The sequence below is a fragment of the Streptomyces sp. NPDC006798 genome (assembly GCF_040635975.1).
Lineage (GTDB): Bacteria > Actinomycetota > Actinomycetes > Streptomycetales > Streptomycetaceae > Streptomyces.
The window spans coordinates 38,478-60,824 of record NZ_JBEYIS010000005.1; the positions used below are offsets into that span (position 1 = coordinate 38,478).

The following is a 22,347-nucleotide window of genomic DNA, read 5'->3' on the forward strand; positions in this document are numbered from 1 at the left end:
GGGCCGGGCCGGAAACGGGGTGGAAACCTCCTGGGGCGTTCCATCGGTCGGCGTAGGGGCCGGGACCGACCGGCCCCGGGACGAGGAGTCACGACGATGCGATCACTCACCCGCCGTCCGGCGACCGGGGCACTGGCCGTCCTGGCCGCTCTCGCACTGGCGCTGACCGGCTGCGGATCGGACGGCGGCAAGGAGAAGGTGGCCGCGGCCCCTTCGGCGAAGGGCGCGGCCGAGGGGGGCGGCGGTGCCGGCAGTGGGAACGGGGAGGGCCCGGTGCCCGCGGACCACGAGGAGAGGGCCCGGAAGTTCGCGGAGTGCCTGCGGGAACACGGGCTCGACGTGCCGGATCCCAAGGACGGCAGGATCCAGATGAACGCGGAGGGGCTCTCCAAGGAGAAGGCCGAGAAGGCGAACGAGGCCTGCCGCAAGTACCAGCCGCAGGGCATGGCCAAGGGCGGGAAGCCCGATCCGAAGATGGCCGAGTCGATGCGGAAGTTCGCCCAGTGCATGCGGACCAACGGGGTCGAGGAGTTCCCCGACCCGCAGTCGGGCGGCGGGATCCAGATCGACGGCCGGATCACCGAGGACCCCGACTTCAAGGGCGCCGAGGAGAAGTGCCGGGGCGAGATGCCGAAGGGCAAGGGGAAGCAGGAACTCGATGGCTGAGTCGCCGGCGGGACGCGGCGGGGGCGAGCCGGGCCGGGTCGGCGCGTACGGTGCCGGGCCCGGCGGGTCCGCCGACGGTCCGGCCGCCACGACGGCCCGGCTCCGGCTGCCGTACGGAATCCGGGAATCCGTGCCGGGCGAGGACCGCCGCGACGGACCGCCCGACCGAACCGGAGGGGCTGATAATGCTGATGGGGCTGATGAGCCCGGTAAGAGCCGGGGTGCCGACCCGGCCCAGGACCCGGGACCGGGCGAACCGGACGGTCGGACCGGCGAGGCCGGGCCCGGCGGAACGGCCGGATCCGGTCCGGACGGCGAACCGGGGGGCGTCCCGGCGCCGCCCGGCCGGACCAAACGGCGCCGCCGGAAGCGCGGCCGCCGGATCGCCGCCGTCCTCACGGTGCTCGCCGCGGGCGGCGCGCTCGCCGTCGCCGGGCTCGGTATCGGCGACGACGCGGACGCCGGTGACGGGGAGTCGGCCGGTCTGCCGCCGAACACGGCGAAGGTGACCCGGCAGACCCTGCGCGACATCCAGACGGCGGACGGGGCCCTCGGCTACGGCACCTCGGCCACCGTCACCAGCCGGATCGCCGGGACTGTCACCGCCGTACCGGAGAGCGGCAAGCGGATCAGCCGGGGGCAGCGGCTGTACGCGGTGGACGACCGGCCGGTCACTCTGCTCTACGGCTCCCTGCCCGCCTACCGCGCGTTGAAGGAGGGGGTCGAGGGCGAGGACGTCCGCCAGTTCGAGCGGAATCTGCGGGAGCTGGGGTACACCGGCTTCACCGTGGACGACGAGTTCACCGACCTCACCGCCGACGCCGTGAAGGAGTGGCAGGAGGACCTCGGTCTGACGGAGACCGGTGTGGTGGACCTGGGGCGGGTGGTGTTCACCCCGGCCGCGATCCGGGTCGACGGGGTGAACGCCGCGAAGGGCGGCGCCGTCCAGATGGGGGCCCAGATCCTCACGTACACGGGGACCGCGAAGGCCGCCACGGTCGAGCTGGAACCCGAACACCTGCGGCTGGTGAAGAAGGGCCGCGAGGTCACGGTCGTCCTGCCGGACGACCGCCGGGTCCCGGGCCGGGTCGCCAGCGTCGACACCGTACTCGAACCAGCCACCGGGCAGGAGGAGGCGACCACGAAGATCGAGGCCGTCATCGCGCTGAGCGGGGCGAAGGCCCAGCGGGCCGCCGAGGGATTCAGCTCGGCCTCGGTGGACGTCGAATTCGTCGCGGGCACCCGGAACAACGTCCTCAGCGTCCCCGTCGCGGCCCTGCTGGCCTTCACCGGCGGCGGCTTCGGGGTGGAGGTCGTCTCCGGCACCACGTCGACCTATCTGCCGGTGACCACGGGCCTGTTCGCGGAGGGCCGGGTGGAGATCTCCGGGGACGGCGTCACCGAGGGGGCGATCGTGGGGATGCCCAAGTGATCGAACTGACGGAGGTGACCAAGGTGTACCCGGGCGGGGTGACGGCGCTCGCCGGGGTGTCGCTCCGGATCGGCCGGGGCGAACTGGTCGGGATCGTCGGCCCGTCCGGTTCGGGGAAGTCCACGATGCTGCATGTCCTCGGCACGCTGGACCGGCCGTCGACGGGGCGGGTACGGATCGACGGATACGACGTGGGGGCGCTGAGCGACCGCCGGCTCTCCGCCCTGCGGGCGGGCCGGATCGGCTTCGTCTTCCAGCACTTCCATCTGGCGGCCGGGACCACGGCGCTGGAGAACGTCGCGGACGGGCTGCTGTACAGCGGGCTGCGTCCGGCGGAGCGCCGGCGGCGGGCGGCGAGCGCGCTGGAGCGGGTCGGCCTCGGGCACCGGACGGACCACGAGCCCCATGAGCTGTCGGGTGGCGAGAAGCAGCGGGTGGCCATCGCCCGCGCGGTGGCGGGGGACCCTCCGCTGCTTCTCGCCGACGAGCCGACGGGCGCGCTGGACTCGGTCTCCGGGGACGGGGTGATGCGGCTGCTGCGGGAGCTGAACCGGGCGGGTACCACCGTTCTGGTGATCACCCACGACCGGGAGATCGCGGCGTCGCTGCCCCGTCAGGTACTGCTGCGGGACGGGCTGATGGTCGCGGACACCCGTACGGACGACCCGGTTCCGGGCGATCCGGTTCCGGGCTCTCCGGTTCCGGGCGATCCGGTTCCGGGCGGTCCGGAGCGGGGCGGCCGGGGGGCGGGCGGTGCGGAGCCGAACGGCCCGTACGACCCGGTCCGGCGGCTCGACCCGGACGGCCGGGGCGACACCACGGGGGCGTACCGATGAGCCCGCGTACGAACTCCCGGACCGGCCACGAGCCCCCCGCACCGGCCGGGGACGTACCGCTCACCCGGGACCCGGCCCCCGGCGGCACCCGCCGTGCACGGCGCGAACGGCACGAGCGGCACGAGCGGCACGAGCGGCGCGAACGGCGGAGCGACGCCCGGGAGCTGCGGCCCGCGCGGCTGGGCCCCGGCGATGTGCTGCGGGTCGGGGCGGTCGGGCTGCGGACCCGCCCCCTGCGCGCCTTCCTGTCGGCGCTGGGCATCGCGATCGGTATCGCCGCGATGGTCGCGGTGGTGGGTATCTCCTCGTCGTCCCGCGCCGAGCTGGACCGGCGGCTGAGCGCCCTCGGCACCAATCTGCTCACCGTCGCGCCCGGCTCGACGCTCACCGGCGGCGAGGCCCGGCTGCCGTCGGAGGCCGAGGCCATGGTCGGCCGGATCGCCCCCGTGGACGAGGTGTCGGCGATCGGGCGGGTACCGGAGACGAAGATCTTCCGGACCGGGAAGATCCCCAAGGCACGGACGAACGGGCTGACCGCCTACGCGGTCCGGACGAATCTGCTGGAGACCGTCGCGGCCGAGCTGCGTACCGGAACCTGGCTGAACGCGGCGACCGGCCGCTATCCGGCGGTGGTCCTGGGATCCGCCGCCGCCGAACGGCTCGGCATCGGCCGCCCGGGACCCGATGTGCAGATCCTGGTCGGCGACCGGATGTTCACCGTCGTCGGGGTCCTCGCCCCCGCGGCGCTCGCCCCCGAACTGGACGAGGCGGCGCTGATCGGCTGGCCGGTGGCGGAGTCGGCGCTGGCGTTCGACGGACGCCCGACCACCGTCTACGCGAGGTCCGCCGACTCGGAGGTGGAGAGCGTCCGGGACGTCCTCGGGTCGACCGCCAATCCGGAGGCGCCCAACGAGGTCGACGTCTCCCGCCCCTCGGACGCGCTGGCCGCGCAGCAGGCGGCGGACCAGGCGTTCACCGCCCTGCTGCTGGGCCTGGGGGCGGTCGCCCTGCTGGTCGGCGGGGTCGGGGTGGCCAACACCATGGTGATCTCGGTCCTGGAACGCCGGTCCGAGATCGGGCTCCGGCGGTCCCTCGGGGCGACCCGGGGCCAGGTCCGGATCCAGTTCCTGGCGGAGTCGCTGCTGCTGTCGGCCCTCGGCGGGCTGGGCGGGGCGGTCCTGGGCTCCGGGGTGACCACCGGATACGCGGTCTATCAGGGCTGGCCGTCGGTGGTACCGCTGTGGGCGGTCTCCGGGGGGATCGGCGCCACCCTCGCCATCGGCGCGCTGGCCGGGCTCTATCCGGCGGTACGGGCCTCCGGGCTCTCGCCCACGGAGGCGCTGGCCACGCCCTGAGCCGCCCGCCCCGGGCACCGCGGACCCGGTCGGCGACGCCGCCGGAGGTCCGGCGACGCGGAAGGGGTGGGTGCGACGGTCGTCGCACCCACCCCTCGAGCCGTATGCCCTACGGGCGTCAGGCGTCCACGCTGTCCTTCGCGGAGCCGGAGCCGTCGGCCCCGGAGTCCCCGTCGCCGCCGTCGGCCGCGGCCTGCTCGGCCTCCAGCCGGGCCTGCTTCTTGGAGGCGATGAGGCTGGTGATCGTGGTGATGACCAGAACACCGCCGATGACGGAGAGCGAGAACGGGATGGAGATCTCCGGAACGCTCACACCGCTCTCGTGCAGTGCGTGCAGTACCAGCTTCACACCGATGAAGCCGAGGATCACCGACAGGCCGTAGCTGAGGTGGACCAGCTTCTTCAGCAGTCCGCCGATCAGGAAGTACAGCTGCCGCAGACCCATCAGGGCGAAGGCGTTGGCGGTGAAGACGATGTACGGGTCCTGGGTCAGACCGAAGATCGCGGGGATCGAGTCCAGGGCGAACAGGATGTCCGTGGTACCGATGGCGAGCATGACCACCATCAGCGGGGTCATGATGCGCTTGCCGTTCTTCTGGATGAACAGCTTGGTGCCGTGGTACTGGTCGGCGACCCCGAACCGCTTCTCGGCGGCCTTGAGGAGCTTGTTCTCCTCCCAGTCCTCGTCGTCCTCGTCGGCCCGCGCCTCCTGGATGAGCTTCCAGGCGGTGTAGATCAGGAACGCGCCGAAGATGTAGAAGACCCAGGAGAAGTTGGAGATGATCGCGGCACCCGCGGCGATGAAGATCGCCCGCAGGACCAGGGCGATCAGCACACCGATCAGCAGCACCCGCTGCTGGAGGTGGGACGGCACCGCGAACTTCGCCATGATCAGGACGAAGACGAAGAGATTGTCGACGCTGAGCGACTTCTCGGTGATGAATCCGGCGAAGAACTCGCCGGACGCCTGGCCGCTGCCCCAGACCGCCAGGCCGACGCCGAAGAGCACCGCCAGCGCGATCCAGACGATCGTCCAGATTCCGGCTTCCTTGATCGACACGTCATGGGGCTTGCGCCCGATGAAGAAGTCGACCGCAATGAGGGCTGAGAGACCGAGGATGGTCAACAACCACACGGTAAACGAGATGTCCACTGCGCCTCCGGCGTCGTACGGCTACTTGATCAGCGTCGTCGCTGCCGGAGGTCTCCTCCACCCGGGTGGCCTCGCCACACTCGGGCCGGCGCCCCGGGACCTGAGGGTCCGTACTGACGGGCACGCCGCATTCGGGAGTACTCCCCTCCGCTTCAGAGCGAGCGTACAGGAGTACCAAAGCACCGGTAAAGCAGTTGGTAAAGAAAGTTCAAAGTGGCTGGTCAGCGCTCCCATGAGCGTCGAGCTTCGGCCACTCGACCGAGTACCTGGCCGAGAATCGCACTCCCCTGCGGGATCATGGGCGGCTGGTACGTCCAGGAATGCCGTACCCAGGGATCCGCCAAATGGTCGTCCGGGACCGGAGTGATCCGCAGCAGCGACCGCCAGAGCGGATCGAGTACGGGACCGTAGGCACGCGCGTCCTCACGGTCGGCCACCATCAGCAGATGCACCCCGACCTGCGGACCCTCGTCGGCCAGATAGCGCAGCTGGGTGACGGCGCGGTCGTCGAAGCCGTGCGGGAAGTCATTGACGATCAGCAGCTGCTCGGAGGTGTCGAGGTCCGGCGGGAGCGCGTCGGGCGCGCCGCCGCGGACCGCCATGGTGACCAGGTCCACCCGCTGGGTCAGCCGGGTGAGGGTGGCCGCGACCCCCTGGGCCCCGGTCGCGGGCGGCACCGCCAGCACCCCGGACTCCACCAGGGGCGCCAGCGACGGAGCGCCCGTACCCGCCGGGTCGATCACCTGGACGGCGAAGTCGCCGGGCGGATGGACCGCCACCAGCCGGGCCGCGTGGGAGACCGCGCAGTCCAGGGCCAGCTTCCGCAGCTGGGCCTCGTCGAGCATCAGGGCCGTATCGGAGCCCGACCGTCCGCTGTCCACCCACAGCCCCCGCTCCAGCGGCAGCCGGAGCAGGAACGGAATACGCAGCTCCGGCGTCTCGGGGAGCTGGAGGTCGCCCAGCCGGATCGCCATCGGGGTCTCCGTCGGAACCCGGTAGGCGTGCCAGACGGGGTTGTCCCAGCGGGCGTAGGCGGGCGGCAGGGCGGGCTCGACCACATCGGACTCGGCGGAGAGCTGGGCCAGGTCCCGGTCGAGGGACTGCCGGGCCCGGTCCGTCAGCTGCTCGCACTTGGCCCGGGCGGCGTCGCGGGCGGCGTCACCGGCGCCGCCGATCCGGCTGCGCGGGTCGGCCAGCGCCTGGTCCAGCTCCTGGTCGAGCCGGGACTCGGCGAACTCGACGGCGCTGCGATAGGCGGCGACGGTACGGGCCAGATCCTCGAACATGCCCCAGATCTGGTTGTAGAGCCGTTCCTCCATGGACCAGCCCGTGGCGTCACCGGCGACGGGCCCGGCGGGCTCCCCGGCGGCGGCGGCGGGGGCCGGTGCGGCGGGCGGCGGGGACGGCGGTGCCGGGCGGCGGCGGGGGTGCGAGTAGTCGATCCGGCCGCCCGGGACCGTGGGGGCTCCCGCTCCGGCGTCCCGCGGCCCCTCGCCGGGACCGGCCGGGGCGCTCGGGAGGGTCGCGTCGCCGCTGTCGGCCACGGGGGTCAGCGGGGGCTGGCCCGGGCGGGCACCCGGGCCGGACAGCGGGCCGGGCCCGGCCGGGACGGTGTCCGAGCCGTCGGCCGGGGAGCCGGAACCGGGGGCGGGCCGGGTACCGGCGGGACCCGTGCCGCCGGTCGCGGAGCGGGTGCCGTCGTCGCCGGGGCGGGTACGGAGCCGGGCGGGCTCGGTACGCGGCGCCGGGCGGGCGACCGCCGAGGCGATCTCGGCGGCCCGCTCCCGGGCCGCTTCGAGGCCGTGGTCGGCGAGGAGCTGGGCGAGACCGCCCGGATATCCCTGGCCGACGGCCCGGACCTTCCACGCGCCCTGGCGGCGGTAGAGCTCCAGGGCGATCACCGCGTTCTCGGCGTCGAGGCCGGTGATGGTGAAGCCGGCGATCTCGCTACCGTCCCGGCGGCCGGTCACGGCCAGGAAGGGCGCGGCGGTGGCGCCGAAATGGGACGGTCCCCCGGTCCCCTCGGGCAGGGCGATCAGCAGATGGAGCCGGTGCACCTCGTCCGGTACGGCGCCGAGGTCGACCTGGAAGCGGGGGGCCGGGGTGGTCCCGGTGGAGACCTCGACCCCGGGCAGCGGGCGCGGCGCGCCGGGGTGCGCGAGCCAGGCGTCGCGTACGGTACCGGCCTCGTCGGCGCCCGCGGCGCAGACCATCACGGGGTGATGGGCGGAGACCCGTACCTCCAGGACGGTCTCGGGCAGCGGATGGTTCTGCCCTCGGACCAGCTCGGCCGTCATCGCCTCGTCCCCTCGGTTCTTCAGCTGCTCTGCTGTCGTCGGGCGGGTGCCGTGCGACGGCGGTACGCGCCGCGCGGTGCCCGCGGATGGCAAGCGGTACAGCTCCCGGCCGTCCGCTGCCGGGAGCTGTGGTGTCCGTCGTCCGTCCGGAGCCGGACGCCTTACAGGTGCGGGAGGATCGCGGGCATCAGGTCCTGGAACGTCCGGCCGTTGGCGGGGTTGCCCAGGGCCGTCATCTTCCAGCCGTCGCCGACGCGGTGTACCTTCGCCATGATCTGCGCGGTGTAGTTGCCGCCGCCGTCCAGGGTGTAACGGGCCATCTCCTGGCCGTTGGTCTCGTCGACGATCCGGCAGAAGGCGTTCTTCACCTCCTGGAACGTCTGGCCGGTGAAGGAGTTCACCGTGAAGACGATCTGGTCGATGTGGACCGGCACCCGGGCCAGGTCGACCAGGACGGCCTCGTCGTCACCGCCCGAGCCGGCACCGCCGACCAGGTTGTCGCCGGTGTGCCGGACCGAGCCGTCGTCGCTGACGAGGTGGCGGAAGAAGACCACGTCCACGGGCTGCTTGTCGGCGAAGAGCACCGCCGACGCGTCCAGGTCGATCTCCTTGGTCCGCGTGCCGAACAGGCCGCGGCGGGCGGCCGCCTGCCAGCCCAGTCCCATCCGCACAGCCGTGAGGGTGCCCCCGTCGCTCTTCTGCAGGCTGATGGCCTGACCCTTGGTCATATTGACCGTCACGCGCTGTCCCCTTCTCACTGAAGTGCCGCCGCCCCTATGGACGGCTGCCCTGCACCCTACGCAGTCTCGTCAACCGCGTGGCGCAATTGGCCGATTATTGTGTCGGTCTTGCAACACAGCCCCATGGCCTGGGCCGTCGTACGGTCCGGGGCCCGTGTCCCGGGGGTCCGACCGACCCCTCGGCCCGGGTGTCCCGCGGGCCGTGCCCCCTCTTCTTCTCCGGCTCAGGCCAGCCCCGCCTCCTTCATCTGGCGCAGCTCCTTCTTCAGCTCCCCGACCTCGTCCCGGAGCCGGGCCGCCACCTCGAACTGGAGGTCTGCGGCGGCGGCGCGCATCCGGGCGGTCATCTCCTCGATGATCGCGGACAGCTCGGCGGCCGGGCGGTCGGTGACCGGTGCGGGTGTCTTGCCCCGGCCCTTGCCGCCGCCGGCCGCGGCACCGGCCGCGGTCCCGCCGGGCCCGGTGGTCCGCAGGGAGGGCACGGGCGCCTTGCCGCCCTTTCCGTCCTTGCCCGAGCGGTAGCCCGTACCGAGCAGCTCCTCGGTGTCGATCTCCTCGCGCGCGATCTTGGCGACGATGTCGTTGATCTTCTTGCGGAGCGGCTGGGGGTCGATGCCCTTCTCGGTGTTGTAGGCGATCTGCTTCTCCCGGCGGCGGTTGGTCTCCTCGATGGCCTTCTCCATCGCCGGGGTGATCTTGTCCGCGTACATATGGACCTGGCCGGAGACATTGCGGGCCGCCCGGCCGATGGTCTGGATCAGGGACGTCCCGGAGCGCAGGAAGCCCTCCTTGTCGGCGTCGAGGATCGCCACCAGGGAGACCTCGGGCAGGTCGAGGCCCTCCCGCAGCAGGTTGATACCGACCAGGACGTCGTACTCGCCCGCGCGCAGTTCGCGCAGCAGCTCGACCCGGCGCAGGGTGTCGACGTCGCTGTGGAGATAGCGGACCTGGATGCCCATCTCCAGGAAGTAATCGGTGAGGTCCTCGGCCATCTTCTTGGTGAGGGTCGTCACCAGCACCCGCTCGTCGCGTTCGGTGCGCAGCCGGATCTCGTGGACCAGGTCGTCGATCTGGCCTTCGGTGGGCTTGACCACGACCTCCGGGTCGACGAGGCCGGTGGGGCGGATGATCTGCTCCACGAAGCCGTCGGAGCGGGCCAGCTCGTAGTTGCCGGGGGTGGCCGACAGATAGACGGTCTGGCCGATCCGCTCGGTGAACTCCTCCCACTTCAGCGGCCGGTTGTCGAGGGCGGACGGCAGCCGGAAGCCGTGGTCCACCAGGGTCCGCTTGCGGGAGGCGTCGCCCTCGTACATCGCGCCGATCTGCGGGACGGTGACATGGGACTCGTCGATGACCAGCAGGAAGTCCTCGGGGAAGTAGTCGAGGAGGGTATTGGGCGGCGAACCGGGGTCACGGCCGTCGAAGTGCATGGAGTAGTTCTCGATGCCGGAGCAGGAGCCGATCTGGCGCATCATCTCGATGTCGTAGGTCGTCCGCATCCGGAGCCGCTGGGCCTCCAGCAGCTTGCCCTGCTTGTCCAGCTCCGCGAGGCGGGACTCCAGCTCTGCCTCGATACCGGTGACCGCCTTCTCCAGCCGCTCGGGTCCGGCGACGTAGTGGCTGGCGGGGAAGACGTAGAGCGACTGGTGGTCGTCGATGATCTCGCCGGTGAGGGGGTGGAGGGTGGAGAGGGCCTCGATCTCGTCGCCGAACATCTCGATCCGGACGGCCAGCTCCTCGTAGACCGGGAAGATCTCGATGGTGTCGCCGCGGACCCGGAAGGTGCCGCGGGTGAACGCCGTGTCGTTCCGGGTGTACTGGATGTCGACGAAGCGGCGGAGCAGCTGGTCGCGGTCGATCTCCTCGCCGACCCGGAGGGGGACCATCCGGTCGACGTACTCCTGGGGGGTGCCCAGGCCGTAGATACAGGAGACGGAGGCGACGACGATCACGTCACGCCGGGTGAGCAGCGAGTTCGTCGCGGAGTGGCGCAGCCGCTCGACCTCCTCGTTGATCGAGGAGTCCTTCTCGATATAGGTGTCGGACTGCGGGACGTACGCCTCGGGCTGGTAGTAGTCGTAGTACGAGACGAAGTACTCGACGGCGTTGTTGGGCAGCAGCTCGCGGAACTCGTTGGCGAGCTGGGCGGCCAGGGTCTTGTTCGGCGCCATGACCAGGGTCGGGCGCTGGAGTTTTTCGATCATCCACGCGGTGGTGGCCGACTTGCCGGTGCCGGTGGCACCGAGCAGGACGATGTCCTTCTCCCCCGCGCGGACGCGCCGCTCCAGGTCGGCGATGGCCGTGGGCTGGTCACCACTGGGGCGATAGGGACTGACGACCTCGAAAGGCGCCACCGTGCGTTCGATATCGGAAACGGGCCGCATGGATCCACCGTACGACCCCCCACTGACAATCGGGGTCGCGGACCGCTCCGAGGGGGTCCGCGGACCGCCGCGTACGGGCGGCCCGTGGGCGGCCGGTCACGGTGCGTCCGGTCGCCCCGCCGGGATCACCAGCCGTCGTACTGCTGGGAACGGCGGCGCAGGGCGCCCTCGTCGGCGACCGGGTCCGGGGCCGGGGCGGCGGCCGAATCGAAACCGTGACCGTAGCCGTAGCCGGTGCCGCCCCCGTGGCCGTGGTGCTGTCCGTGCGCGTGGCCGTGGCCGGAGAAACGGGCGGGGTCGGCGGTCACCATTCCCGCGCGCCGGGCGCTCTCGGCGGGGATGCCCGGCGCGGAAGCGGTGCCCGTACCGGAGCGCTCCCACTCCGGCTGGCCCATCACCAGCAGCGGATCGAACATCACGACCACTCCGGCGATCAGCAGGAAGGCCAGCGGTCCGATCAGCATGGGCAGCAGCAGGGCCACGGCCGACTCGCCGCCCCGCGCGGCACCGGACGCGCCGTGCAGATGGACGCTGACGGCGGCCATGCCGGTGTAGTGCATTCCGGTCACCGCGACGCCCATCACCAGGCTGGCGCCGAGGCTGGCGAGGAAGCCGTGGATGGAGACGGCGGCCCACAGGGCGGCGGTGGCGGCCACCACGGCGATGATCACGGAGAGGGTGACGGTCGTGGTGTCGTACTGGAGGGTGCCGCGCAGCCGCATCCCGGCCATGCCGAGATAGTGCATGGAGGCGACCCCGAGTCCGGTGATGGTCCCGCCGGTGACCAGGGCCATGGTGGTCGCGCCCCGGTAGCCGACGATGAAGATCCCGATACCGACCATGACGATCGCCACCGCGAGACTGGCGAAGGTGATCGGCGGGTCGTAGGTGATCGGGGCGCCGTCGACCGAGAAGCCGATCATGGCGATGAAGTGCATGGTCCAGATGCCGGACCCGATCGCCGTCGCCCCCATGGCGAGCCAGCCCGCCTTGAACGACTGGTTGTTGCGGACCGACCGGGTGGTGCAGCGCAGTCCGAGGGCGGCGCCCAGGCAGGCCATCACATAGGCGGCCAGCGGTGTGACGATCCCATAACTGAATCCGTCGATGGTTCCCTGCATGGCGTGCGTCCTTGCTCCCGGAATTTCGCGCGATCCCCTGGTGTGATCCGCGATCCCCCGGTGGAACGTCTGTGTCGTGTTCAGCAGCCGAGAGTATGACCCGGCGGACCGGGGGAGAACACGAGGGGTCGAATTATCGGCCCGGAGGCGCCCGCATGCCGCATTCTGTGCGTTCCAGTGCCTTTTCGGGCCGGGATACCGCATGTCGGCGTTGGTTCCTGAGCGTTTCCGCCGAGGGTTGGGAAACCGGCCGTGAAGGAGTCGTTCCGGGCCCGGCGGCAGTGGTGGAGGCCCGCTGTCAGTGGCCGGTCGTACGGTGGTCCGTATGAGCCGTACGAACGCCGTCACCGAGCCCGCCGCCCCGGGCGACGACCCGAGCGACGCCGCGGGCCGTCCGAACGCGCCCGGCGGTTCGGGCACCGTCGAGTGGGCCGTCCTGGAGACCACGATCGGGCCGCTGCTGCTGGCCGCGACCGAACGCGGCCTGGTGAATGTCGTCTTCCACGCCGACGAGCGGATACGGGCCACGGCGCTGCGGCGGCTCGCCGGGCGCCTGCGGGCGACACCCGTCGAGGTCTCCGCCGAGGCTCCGGGCCGCCTCGCCGAGCCGATACGGCAGTTCAGGGCCTACTTCGCGGGCGGGCTCACGGCATTCTCACTGCCGCTGGACTGGTCGCTCTCCGGCGGCTTCAACCGCGAGGTGCTGAAGCGGCTCGACGAGGACGTCCCGTACGGCGCGGTCGTCGGCTACGGCGATCTGGCGGCCCGGGTGGGTCAGCCCGGCGCCGCGCAGGCCGTGGGTGCCGCCATGGGCTCCAATCCGCTGCCGATCGTGGTGGCGTGCCACCGTGTGGTGGAGACGGACGGCGGGCTCGGCGGCTTCGGCGGCGGCCTGGAGACCAAGCGTCTGCTGCTGGCGCTGGAGGGAGTCCTGCCGGAGCCGCTGTTCTAGGGAGTCCGCCGTGGATCCCGCGCGGCCCGCGCGCCCCATGAGCCCCGCCGGGCAAACGCGCGGTCGCGGCGCCGCACCCCTGTGATCGGAACCGCAGGTGGGAGGGGCGGAAAGCGGTGTCCCCGGCTCGGCCGAACTGGGACACTGCGTCGGTGAACCCGAGCCCTGAGCCCTCCGACACCCCTGCGATATCCGGGACCGAGCCGGTTCCCGGCCCCGTCGTGGTCCCCGCGCCCCGCCCCGTGGGTGACCCGCCGGGTGGCACCGTCTCGGCGGCCGAACTGCCCGCCCTGCAGCGGCGGATCACCATCGCCCTGGTGATCAGCCAGATCCTCGGCGGGCTGGGGATCGCGACCGGTGTCGCGCTGGCGGCGGTCCTGGCCCAGGAGGTCAGCGGGACGGACGCGCTCTCCGGGCTCGCGTCCACGGCGTCCGTGGTGGGTACGGCCCTGCTGTCGGTACCGCTGGCGGCGCTGATGACGGCGCGCGGCCGACGGGCCGGCCTGGTGCTGGCCTATCTCATCGGGGCCGTCGGCGCGGGTGTGGTGGTGCTGGGCGCGGTCGCCGACAACTTCCCCGTCCTGCTGGCGGGCCTGGCGGCGTTCGGCGCCGGGAGTCTGGCGAATCTCCAGGCCCGGTTCGCCGCGGCCGATCTCGCGCCGCCGGAGCGGCGGGGGCGGGCGATCTCCCTCGTGGTGTGGGCGACCACCATCGGTGCCGTACTCGGCCCGAACATCGCGGCGCCCGCCGGGGACAGTGTCTCCGGACTCGGAGTCCCGGCCGAGGCGGGCCCCTTCATCTGGGCGGGCGGGGTGTTCCTGCTGGCGGCGGCGGTGCTCCAGCTGACGCTGCGGCCCGATCCGCTGCTGACGGCCCGGGCCCTGGCGCCGGAGCCCGCAGGCAAGGCGGACGGGTCGCTGCGGGCGGGCGTCCGGGCGGTACGGGAATCCCCGGCGGCGCTGCTGGGCCTGGTGGCCGTCACCGTCTCGCACACCGTGATGGTGTCGATCATGTCGATGACCCCGGTGGCGCTGAAGCACCACGGCGCCGGGATCGAGCTGATCGGTCTGGTGATCAGCGGCCATATCGCGGGGATGTACGCGTTCTCCCCGGTGATGGGCTGGCTGGCGGATCGTTACGGCAGGGTGCGTGTGATCGGACTCGCGGTGGGGCTGCTGGCGCTGGCCGCCCTGCTCGCCGGAACGGCGGACGGCAGCCACACCCTGGTCGCCGCCGGACTGTTCGTCCTGGGACTCGGCTGGTCCGCGGGGCTGGTCGCCGGTTCGGCCCTGCTGACCGACTCGGTGCCGCAGGCCGCGCGGGCACCCGTCCAGGGGCTGTCCGATCTGGCCATGAACGCCGCGGCGGGAATCGGCGGCGCTCTCGCCGGGCTGGTGGTGTCGCAGCTGGGCTACGGCGTCCTCAACCTGATCGGGGCCCTGATGCTGCTCCCGCTGGCCGCGCTGGCGCTCCGCCGGTCGCCCGGCCGCGCCTGACCGGGCCCCGGTCCCGGGGTTTGCGGGGCCGTCCCGGGTGCCAGGGATGGGGACATGGCGCTCACGGAGGTTTCCGAGGAAGTACGCGACGCCCTCGCCGCCCGGCGGCCGGTCGTCGCCCTGGAGTCCACGATCATCGCCCACGGCCTGCCCCGGCCGCGCAATCTCGACATCGCCGTCGAACTGGAGGCGGTCGTACGGTCGCTGGGCGCCGTACCCGCCACGATCGCCGTACTCGGCGGCCGGGCCAGGATCGGTCTCGACACCGCCCAACTGGCCCGGATCGCCGGTGGCCAGGGCATCCGCAAACTGGGCCGCCGGGATCTGGCGCCCGCACTCGCGACCGGCTCCGACGGCGCGACGACCGTGTCCGCGACCGCCTTTCTGGCCGCGCGGGCCGGGATCCGGGTCTTCGCCACCGGCGGGCTCGGCGGGGTGCACCGGGACTGGGCCCGCTCCCAGGACGAGTCGGCCGACCTGCCGGAGCTGGCCAGGACCGGAATCGCGGTGGTCTGTGCCGGGGTGAAGTCCGTTCTGGACGTCCCGGCGACCCTTCAGCGGCTGGAGACCCTCGGGGTGGGTGTCGTCGGCTACGGAACCGACCGCTTCCCCGGCTTCTATCTCACCTCGTCCGGCGAGCCGGTGGACTGGACCGTCGGCTCCCCCGAGGAGGCGGCGGCGGTGATCCGGGCCCGGGAACGGCTCGGCGGCCCCGAGTCGGCGCTGATCGTGGCCAATCCGGTCCCGGAGTCCGCCCAGCTCGACCCGGACCTCCACGACCGGGTCCTGGGCGCGGCGCTCGACGCCTGCGCGGAGCACGGAATCACCGGCCAGGGGGTGACACCGTTTCTGCTGGACTATCTCTCCCGGCACACCGGCGGCGCGTCCCTGGAGGCGAATGCGGCGGCCGTACGGGGCAATGTCCGCCTCGCGTCCCTGATCGCGGCAGCCCTGTGACCGGAGCTCCCGCCCCGGTACGGGATACGCCCCCGGTATCCGGCGGGCCGCAGGAGGGCCCCGGGCCCGCCACCGCCGTCCGCCGGGGCTCCGGCGGGCCGCCCGGCGGACCGGGCGCGCTGCTCGTGGTCGGTGACGTCGTGACGGATGTCGTGGCGCGGCACACCACTCCCCTGGCGCCCGGTACCGATACCGTCGCCCGGATCCGGATCCTGCCCGGCGGCGCCGGGGCCAACGCGGCCTGCTGGGCGGCCCGTTCCCGGGGCGAGAGCGGCGGCGGACCCGAAGTGCGGCTGCTGGGCCGGGTGGGCCGGGCCGAGGCCGACTGGCACGCCGGACGGCTGCGCGCGGCAGGGGTCAGGCCACTGCTGATCCCGGACGGCTCCGCCCCGACGGCGACCGTGGTCGCGCTCGTCGACGCCGGTACGGGCGGTGAGCGGACCTTCCTCACCGACAGCGGGGCCGTACTGCGGATCGGCCCCGCCGACTGGTCGCCGGAGCTGCTGGACGGCGTCGGGCATCTCTATCTCTCCGGCTATCTCCTCTTCGCCGATACCGCCGTCCGGCTCGTCCGGCTGGCTCTGGAGTCGGCCCGGGACCGGGGTGTGACCGTGAGCGTCGACCCGGCGTCGGCGGGCTTCATCGCCCGCCGGGGAACCGAGCCGGTCCTGGCCGCGCTCCGGGGTGTCGATCTCGTCCTCCCCAATGCCGACGAGGCCCGGCTGCTGACCGGGATCGCCGATCCGATGTCGGCCGCCGAGGCGCTGGGCCGCCGATTCCGGCTGGCCGTGGTCACCCTCGGGGCCGGGGGCGCCGTGGTCGCCGGGTCCGGCGGAATCACGGCCCGGGTCCCGGCTCCCCGGGCCGAGGCCGTGGACTCCACGGGCGCGGGGGACGCCTTCACCGGTGCCTTTCTCGCCGCCTGGACCACGGGGGCGGATCCCGCCGATGCGGCCGTCGAGGGCTGCCGGGCCGGCGCCGAGGCGGTCACCCTGACCGGCGGCCGCCCCCTCCTCCCCGACACGCCGTACGAGCCCGGCACCCCTCCCGGGGTCACCGGCTGACCGGCTACGGGCGGGGCTGCGGACCGCTCCCGGCCGGTTCGGCCGCCGCTCACCCGGCGTACCGGTCACCACGCACACGACGCCCGAAAATCCGGCGTATGCCGATACGGACCGCCGGCCCTCGGCCCCTGCCCGGGGAACGGGACCGACGGAACTGTTCAGTCCGGAACACCCCATGCGGGGTGCCGGGGATCGTCGACCCGAACCACGATGTCGGCCGTCCGCTCCGGCCCCGCCTCCTCCTCGTATCTCCCGAACGCGGGCAGTGTCCACTGTTCGGCCCGGGGTGTGCGCCGTCGCAGCGCGGCCGGGGAGAGCCGCAGATGTACGGTCAGGTCGAAGGGAAACCCGTGCCCCAGCAGAAACGGCCCGTACAGCAACAGCACGCCGTCGCCCGGCACTCGCACCGCCGGGCTGCGGGTCGCCCGGTCGGTCACCGGATCCCACAGATCGGGCAGTACCCGGCCCGTGCCGCCCTCCTCCAAGGGGCCGAAGACCTCCCGCCACAGGGCGCCCGTATCGAACCAGTCGTCGTAGTAGGCGTCGGGGTCCTCGCGCCCGTACTCGTACCGCAGCGACGCGGGGCGCAGGAATCCGCCGGTGCCGACGGTGAGTCCGGGCCGCCCGCGCAGCCGCAGGGCCTGCTCGATCCGGGTGGCGAACTCCCCGGCGCCCGCGGCCGGGGCCCCGTCGACCCCGACCCTCAGCCGGGAGCCCGCGCCCTCCGCCCCGCCGGTCGTGAGCCCCGCCGCCAGGGCCCGGTCCGTGACGGCTTCGGTCAGCCGCTCCCAGGTGATCGGTTCGACTCTCATCAGTTCATCATCGCGCGGCCCGGCCGTCGACCCCCGTGGCGACTACTCGCCAACCGGAACCCGGGCCCGGAAACCGCGGTGCCGCGCCCCCGGCACCGTCCCGTCCCCGGCTCGTCTCCGGCCCCCCTGGCGGGTCCGGCAACGAGGGCCGGACCACGGGCTGCCGAACCGGGCCCGGGATGGGAGAGTTCACCCTCATGACAGACCGCCCGCTGCTCCTTCTCGACATCGACGGCCCGCTCAACCCGTTCGCGGCGCGCTGTCCCCGATTGCGCGGCTATACGACCCACCGGCTCCGTCCCGAGGTGTGGCTGTCGCGTCAGGCGCCCGGATCGCGCCGCCACCGGCGGGGGCTGCGGGTCCGGCTGAACCCCTCGCACGGTGAACGTCTCACCGGGCTGCCGTTCGCCCTGGCCTGGGCGTCCGCCTGGACGCACGACGCCAATGCGCTGGTCTCGCCGCGGATCGGACTGCCGGACGACCTCCCGGTGGTGGAGTGGCCCGCGGCGCCCGGCACCGAACCGGACGGACTGTGCTGGAAGACCCGTCCCCTGCTGAGCTGGGCGGCCGGGCGGCCGTTCGCCTGGGTGGACGACATGATCACCTCCAGGGACGCCGCCCATGTCGCGGAACACCACGACGCCCCGGCGCTGTTGATGCGGATCTCGCCCCGGTGGGGGCTGCGGGACGAGGACTTCGCCGAGCTCCGCTCCTGGGCGGGAACCCTGTGAACGGCACGGGACGGCCGTCCGCCGGACGGTGATCTGCCGGACCCGCGGTGCGCCGGTTCGAGGTTCAGGGCCCGAGGAGGGCGGTGGCGGCGCCCACGGGGTCGGTGTCCGGTGTCCCCCGGGGCCACCACTCCTCGCGTCCCGGGTCCGACTCGTAGCCGTACCACAGCCCGTCCCGGCCGAGTCTGAGCTGGACGGCCGGGGTGGAGAGCCGGTTGCGCAGCGGGCGGAAGGCGGGGAGCCCGGCGGCGGCGAGCGCCGGACCGGCCCGGTCGAAGGGTCCCGCGGGCGGGTCCCACGGCTCTTCCAGTACGGCCAGGGCGGCGCGTCCGCCCTGGTGCCAGGCGGCGACGGCGCGGGCGAGTTCGGTGGCGGTCCGGCCGACGGCCCCGGCGAGATCGCGGTAGAGCGTCCGGGTGGACGCGGTGAGCCCGGCGCCGGGGTGGGCGGCGGCCAGCCGGACGGTGTCCTCCCAGACCGTCAGTCCGGCGACCGGGTCGGCCCCCGTGGTCAGCAGGGCGTGGGCGCGGTGGGCCGCCTCGGTCGCCAGCAGGTCGAGGGCGAGCGGATCGGGGGCGCCCGGCTCGTCGGAGCCCGCGGGAGGTCTGCCGGGATGGGCCGGTACGGGGAACGGCGGCGGCAGGACGCCCACGGGCCGGTGCAGCGCCCCGGCCGTGTCCGCCGGTACGGTCGGCAGCCGCGGGCCTTCGCCGGTGCCCGCTCCCCCGGCCGGGCCCGGGCCCCCGGTGGAGTCGTGCCGGATGAGGGCCGCCAGGATCTCCCGCTCGCCCCGGCCGCGCAGCAGGAACAGGGCGAACGGGTCCTCGTCCAGCAGCCGGGCGGTCTGGTAGCACAGGGCCGCCGCGTGCTTGCAGGGGAAGCCGTCGTCGGGGCAGGAGCAGTCCGGGATCAGATCGCCGGGGCCCGGCAGCAGATCGGCGGTGGCGGCGAGCGCCCGGGGGACGTCCTTGTCGAGGAGCGCCGAGAAGTACTCGGGCCCGGCCGCGGCGGCCAGCAGTTCGTCCCATTCGCCGTCGCCGAGGACCCGCAGCCCGATCCGGGTGCGGTAGGGGCGGGGGCGGCTGCCGTGGACATAGGCGGTGATCCGGCCGGGGGTGATCGTGATCGCGTCGACCAGGCCCCGGCGCGCGTACGCCCGCCCCCGGGCCAGCCGGGCCGGGTCCAGGGCGCTCTCCTCCAGGGCCCGGGTCCACTCCCGGCCCCACCAGGTCGTCGCGGTCTCCTCGCCGGTCCAGGGCACGACGGCGGGAAAGGTGCGCCGGCGGTCCTCGTGCGTGACGGCGGACGGGCGGGAGCGCCGCACCCGGGCGGGCGCGGACCGGAGGCGGTCGGGCGGCGGGGTCACGTACTTCTCCGCAGGGAGACGAGATCGGCCAGTTCACGGTCGGTCAGTTCGGTGAGGGCGGCTTCACCGGAGCCCAGGACGGCGTCCGCGAGGGCCCGCTTGGCGGTGAGCATCTCGGCGATCCGGTCCTCGACCGTGCCCTCCGTGATCAGCCGGTGGACCTGGACGGGGCGGGTCTGCCCGATGCGGTAGGCCCGGTCCGTGGCCTGTTCCTCGACCGCCGGGTTCCACCAGCGGTCGAAGTGGACGACATGGCCGGCCCGGGTCAGATTGAGGCCGGTGCCCGCGGCTTTGAGGGAGAGGACGAAGACGGGTGTCTCACCGGACTGGAAGCGGTCGACCATACGCTGCCGCTCGGCGACCGGGGTCCCGCCGTGCAGCAGCCGCGAGGGAATGCCGCGGGCGGCCAGATGGCGGGTCAGCAGCCGGGCCATGGACACGTACTGGGTGAAGACGAGGACCGCCCCGTCCTCGGCGACGATCGTGTCCAGCAGTTCGTCGAGGAGGGCCAGCTTGCCGGAGCGGCCCGCGAGCCGGACGGGGTCCGGACCGGCGTACTCCTTCAGGAACTGCGCGGGGTGGTTGCAGATCTGCTTGAGGTCGGTGAGCAGCTTCATCACCAGGCCCCGGCGGGAGATTCCCTCGGCCTCGCCGATGGCCGCCATCGCCTCCCGCACCACGGCCTCGTAGAGGGAGGTCTGTTCCCGGGTGAGCGTGACGACGTGGTCCGACTCCGTCTTGGGCGGCAGTTCGGGGACGATGCCCGGATCGGACTTGCGGCGGCGCAGCAGGAAGGGCCGGACGAGCCGGGCCAGCCGCTCCGCGGCGGCGGCGTCCTCGCCGAGTTCGACCGGGCGGGCGTGCCGGGCGCGGAAGGCCTTGAGGGGGCCGAGGAGTCCGGGCGTCGTCCAGTCCAGCAGGGCCCACAGTTCGGACAGGTTGTTCTCGACGGGGGTGCCGGTGAGGGCGACCCGGGCGGGTGCCGGGATGGTCCGCAGGGCCTTGGCGGTGGCCGAGTACGGATTCTTGACGTGCTGGGCCTCGTCGGCGACGACCAGGCCCCAGCGGTGCGCGGCGAGCCGTTCGGCGCCGGTGCGCATCGTGCCGTAGGTGGTGAGGACGAAGCCGCCGCCGTCCGGCAGGTCCTTCTCCGCGCCGTGGAAGCGGTGGACGGGGGTGCCGGGGGCGAAGCGGTCGATCTCCCGCTGCCAGTTGCCGAGGAGGGAAGCGGGGCAGACGACCAGGGTGGGCCGGGTCCGGGCGCGGTGGAGGTGGAGCGCGATCACCGTGACGGTCTTGCCGAGGCCCATGTCGTCGGCGAGACAGCCGCCGAGGCCGAGCCCGGTCATCAGATCGAGCCAGGCCAGGCCGTGGCGCTGGTAGTCGCGGAGGGTGGTGGTCAGGCCCGGGGGCACCGGGACGGGTTCGGGGCCCCGGGTGATCCGGTCGCGGAGGGCGGCCAGGGCCTCGACGGGCACGGCTTCGACGGTCTCGCCGTCGATCTCGGCGGTGCCGGTGAGCGCCGCGCTCAGCGCGTCGGCGGGGGTCAGCAGGCCCAGTTCCCGCTTGCGGGCCTTGCGGACCAGCTCCGGATCGACGACCACCCACTGGTCGCGCAGCCGTACGACGGGGCGGTGCGCCTCGGCCAGGGCGTCCAGTTCCCGCTCCGTCAGCGGGTCGTCGCCGAGGGCGATCCGCCAGCCGAAGCGGAGGAGTTCGGTGCTGTCGAAGAAGGGCGTCCCGTCGGTCGCGGAGCCGGGCGCGGGCCGGACCACGGCGGTCGCCGTGAGTCCGCGGGCCAGCTCCCTGGGCCAGTGGACGGTGACGCCCGCCGCGTCGAGCCGGGCCGCGGCGGGTCCCAGCAGGTCGTACAGCTCCCCCTCGGTGAGCGCGAGGACGTCGGGGACGGGCCGGTCGAGCAGTTCGGCGAGGGGAGGCCAGATCCGGGCGGCGCGCCGCAGGGCGAGCAGTGCGTCGATCCGGGCGCGGGGGCCGAAGTCGGATCCCCCCTCCCCCGCCCAGAGCCGGGACGCGTCGATGACGAGCGTCGGGTCGGCGACGCTGTGCACCTGGACGACGGCGGCACCGGCCCGGCGGTCCCCCCGTTCGCCGGGTGGGGTGTCGTCCTCGGCCGGGGTGTCGAAGAGGGTCAGCGCCGAGAGATCGAGGCGGAGGGAGATCCGTACCCCCGCGTCCGGGCCCGCCGCCGCCCGGCGGGCCCAGGCTCTGGCCCGGGGCAGATGGTGGGCCTCGGCGGCGGCGAAGGGCCCGCCCGCCGCGTGCGCGGCGGCGGGCGTCCTGGGCAGGGTGTCGGCGACGGCGTCGAAGAAGGCCCGGACGAGGGCCTCGGGCTCGGGCACCGCCAGGGGTCCGGGGCCGGGCACGGCCGTGGCGTACGCCTCGTACGGCATGGCGGCGGCGACGGCCCGGAGCTGGGCGATGTCGGCGGCGTCGAGCGGACCCGCCCGCCAGGTGTCGTGGTCGGTCGCGGTCAGCCCGGGCAGCAGCCTGCCGCGGGCCACCAGATGCAGGGCGTGCAGCGCGGCGGCGCCCCAGCAGGCGGTGGCGGGGTGGGCGGCGGCGAGGCCGCGGGCCCGGACGAGGGCGGGCAGGGCCTCGGCGACGGGGAGCAGCACCGCGGGGACGGTCCGGGCGGCGGCTCCGGGCGGCCCGCCCGGCTCGGAGGGGGGTACGGGCTCGACGACGGTGAGGGTGTCCCCCGTCTCGTACGGCAGGTCGCCACCGGGAGCCCAGAACGCCATCCGGCCCTCGCGGGGCAGCGCTGCGGGCAGAAAGACGGCGGCCCACGCGGCGGAGGGCGCCATGGACGGCCCGGACGGCCGCACCGGGGTGGTCGGGGTGGTCGCGGTCGTCATGGGTCACCTCCCGCCGGGTCTGTCGGACACTGTCTCCACGACGATACGGGCGGGGACTGACAACGAGGGACGCCACGGCTCCCGGGCGGTGCCCGCTCCGCTTCCGCGC

Annotated in this window: 17 protein-coding genes; 9 read left to right on the forward strand and 8 right to left on the reverse strand. The window is 73.6% G+C overall.

The window, feature by feature from the left end:
- Positions 1-96: 96 nt before the first annotated feature.
- The 4 genes from ABZ714_RS04635 to ABZ714_RS04650 are packed head-to-tail and all read left to right on the forward strand — an operon-like array spanning position 97 to position 4,289.
- Positions 97-666 carry a hypothetical protein gene (locus ABZ714_RS04635; RefSeq protein ID WP_358823676.1) on the forward strand — a complete coding sequence of 190 codons (570 nt, stop codon included), beginning with the start codon at positions 97-99 and terminating at the stop codon, positions 664-666.
- Positions 659-2,098 (forward strand): peptidoglycan-binding protein, encoded by a 1,440-nt coding sequence (locus ABZ714_RS04640; RefSeq protein WP_358823677.1) that lies wholly within the window; start codon positions 659-661, stop codon positions 2,096-2,098. Before ABZ714_RS04635 ends, ABZ714_RS04640 begins: the two co-directional genes overlap by 8 nt.
- Complete coding sequence (locus ABZ714_RS04645; RefSeq protein WP_358823678.1) at positions 2,095-2,934, forward strand: ABC transporter ATP-binding protein; 840 nt, start codon at positions 2,095-2,097, stop codon at positions 2,932-2,934. The genes ABZ714_RS04640 and ABZ714_RS04645 overlap by 4 nt, the downstream gene beginning before the upstream one ends.
- Positions 2,931-4,289 carry an ABC transporter permease gene (locus ABZ714_RS04650; protein ID WP_358823679.1) on the forward strand — a complete coding sequence of 453 codons (1,359 nt, stop codon included), beginning with the start codon at positions 2,931-2,933 and terminating at the stop codon, positions 4,287-4,289. The genes ABZ714_RS04645 and ABZ714_RS04650 overlap by 4 nt, the downstream gene beginning before the upstream one ends.
- A gap of 118 nt (positions 4,290-4,407) precedes the next feature.
- Here the strand turns inward: ABZ714_RS04650 and ABZ714_RS04655 are convergent, their stop codons facing one another.
- The 5 genes from ABZ714_RS04655 to ABZ714_RS04675 form a co-directional block, all read right to left on the reverse strand.
- Positions 4,408-5,442 (reverse strand): TerC family protein, encoded by a 1,035-nt coding sequence (locus ABZ714_RS04655; protein ID WP_358823680.1) that lies wholly within the window; start codon positions 5,440-5,442, stop codon positions 4,408-4,410.
- Between the two features lie 221 nt (positions 5,443-5,663).
- On the reverse strand, positions 5,664-7,739 hold the full coding sequence (locus tag ABZ714_RS04660) for a TerD family protein (RefSeq protein WP_358823811.1): 2,076 nt from the start codon (positions 7,737-7,739) through the stop codon (positions 5,664-5,666).
- 161 nt (positions 7,740-7,900) lie between these two features.
- Positions 7,901-8,479, reverse strand: coding sequence for a TerD family protein (locus ABZ714_RS04665; protein WP_358823681.1), 579 nt, complete (start codon positions 8,477-8,479; stop codon positions 7,901-7,903).
- A gap of 224 nt (positions 8,480-8,703) precedes the next feature.
- Positions 8,704-10,863, reverse strand: a complete 2,160-nt coding sequence (gene uvrB / locus ABZ714_RS04670) for an excinuclease ABC subunit UvrB (protein ID WP_358823682.1) — start codon at positions 10,861-10,863, stop codon at positions 8,704-8,706.
- Between the two features lie 125 nt (positions 10,864-10,988).
- Entirely contained in the window at positions 10,989-11,984 is a 996-nt protein-coding gene (locus tag ABZ714_RS04675; protein WP_358823683.1) for an MHYT domain-containing protein, read from the reverse strand.
- Positions 11,985-12,309: 325 nt separating this feature from the next.
- On the opposite strand from ABZ714_RS04675, the gene ABZ714_RS04680 reads away from it, so the two are divergent.
- From ABZ714_RS04680 to ABZ714_RS04695, 4 genes are all read left to right on the forward strand, one after another.
- Complete coding sequence (locus ABZ714_RS04680; protein ID WP_358823684.1) at positions 12,310-12,936, forward strand: methylated-DNA--[protein]-cysteine S-methyltransferase; 627 nt, start codon at positions 12,310-12,312, stop codon at positions 12,934-12,936.
- A 242-nt stretch (positions 12,937-13,178) separates the two neighbouring features.
- Entirely contained in the window at positions 13,179-14,432 is a 1,254-nt protein-coding gene (locus tag ABZ714_RS04685) for an MFS transporter (protein ID WP_358823812.1), read from the forward strand.
- 54 nt (positions 14,433-14,486) lie between these two features.
- On the forward strand, positions 14,487-15,389 hold the full coding sequence (locus ABZ714_RS04690) for a pseudouridine-5'-phosphate glycosidase (protein ID WP_358823685.1): 903 nt from the start codon (positions 14,487-14,489) through the stop codon (positions 15,387-15,389).
- A gap of 119 nt (positions 15,390-15,508) precedes the next feature.
- A complete protein-coding gene (locus ABZ714_RS04695; protein ID WP_358823813.1) occupies positions 15,509-16,453 on the forward strand; it encodes a PfkB family carbohydrate kinase in 945 nt (314 codons plus the stop codon).
- Between the two features lie 158 nt (positions 16,454-16,611).
- Here ABZ714_RS04695 and ABZ714_RS04700 read toward each other — a convergent pair whose 3' ends face one another.
- Positions 16,612-17,265 (reverse strand): uridine kinase, encoded by a 654-nt coding sequence (locus ABZ714_RS04700; protein ID WP_358823686.1) that lies wholly within the window; start codon positions 17,263-17,265, stop codon positions 16,612-16,614.
- A 197-nt stretch (positions 17,266-17,462) separates the two neighbouring features.
- Between ABZ714_RS04700 and ABZ714_RS04705 the strand changes: the two genes are divergently transcribed.
- The gene (locus ABZ714_RS04705) at positions 17,463-17,996 is read left to right on the forward strand and encodes a hypothetical protein (protein WP_358823687.1); all 534 of its coding nucleotides are present in this window, start codon (positions 17,463-17,465) and stop codon (positions 17,994-17,996) included.
- Between the two features lie 64 nt (positions 17,997-18,060).
- Here the strand turns inward: ABZ714_RS04705 and ABZ714_RS04710 are convergent, their stop codons facing one another.
- Complete coding sequence (locus tag ABZ714_RS04710) at positions 18,061-19,362, reverse strand: SWIM zinc finger family protein (protein WP_358823688.1); 1,302 nt, start codon at positions 19,360-19,362, stop codon at positions 18,061-18,063.
- Complete coding sequence (locus tag ABZ714_RS04715) at positions 19,359-22,187, reverse strand: DEAD/DEAH box helicase (RefSeq protein WP_358823814.1); 2,829 nt, start codon at positions 22,185-22,187, stop codon at positions 19,359-19,361. The genes ABZ714_RS04710 and ABZ714_RS04715 overlap by 4 nt, the downstream gene beginning before the upstream one ends.
- Positions 22,188-22,347 lie beyond the last annotated feature (160 nt).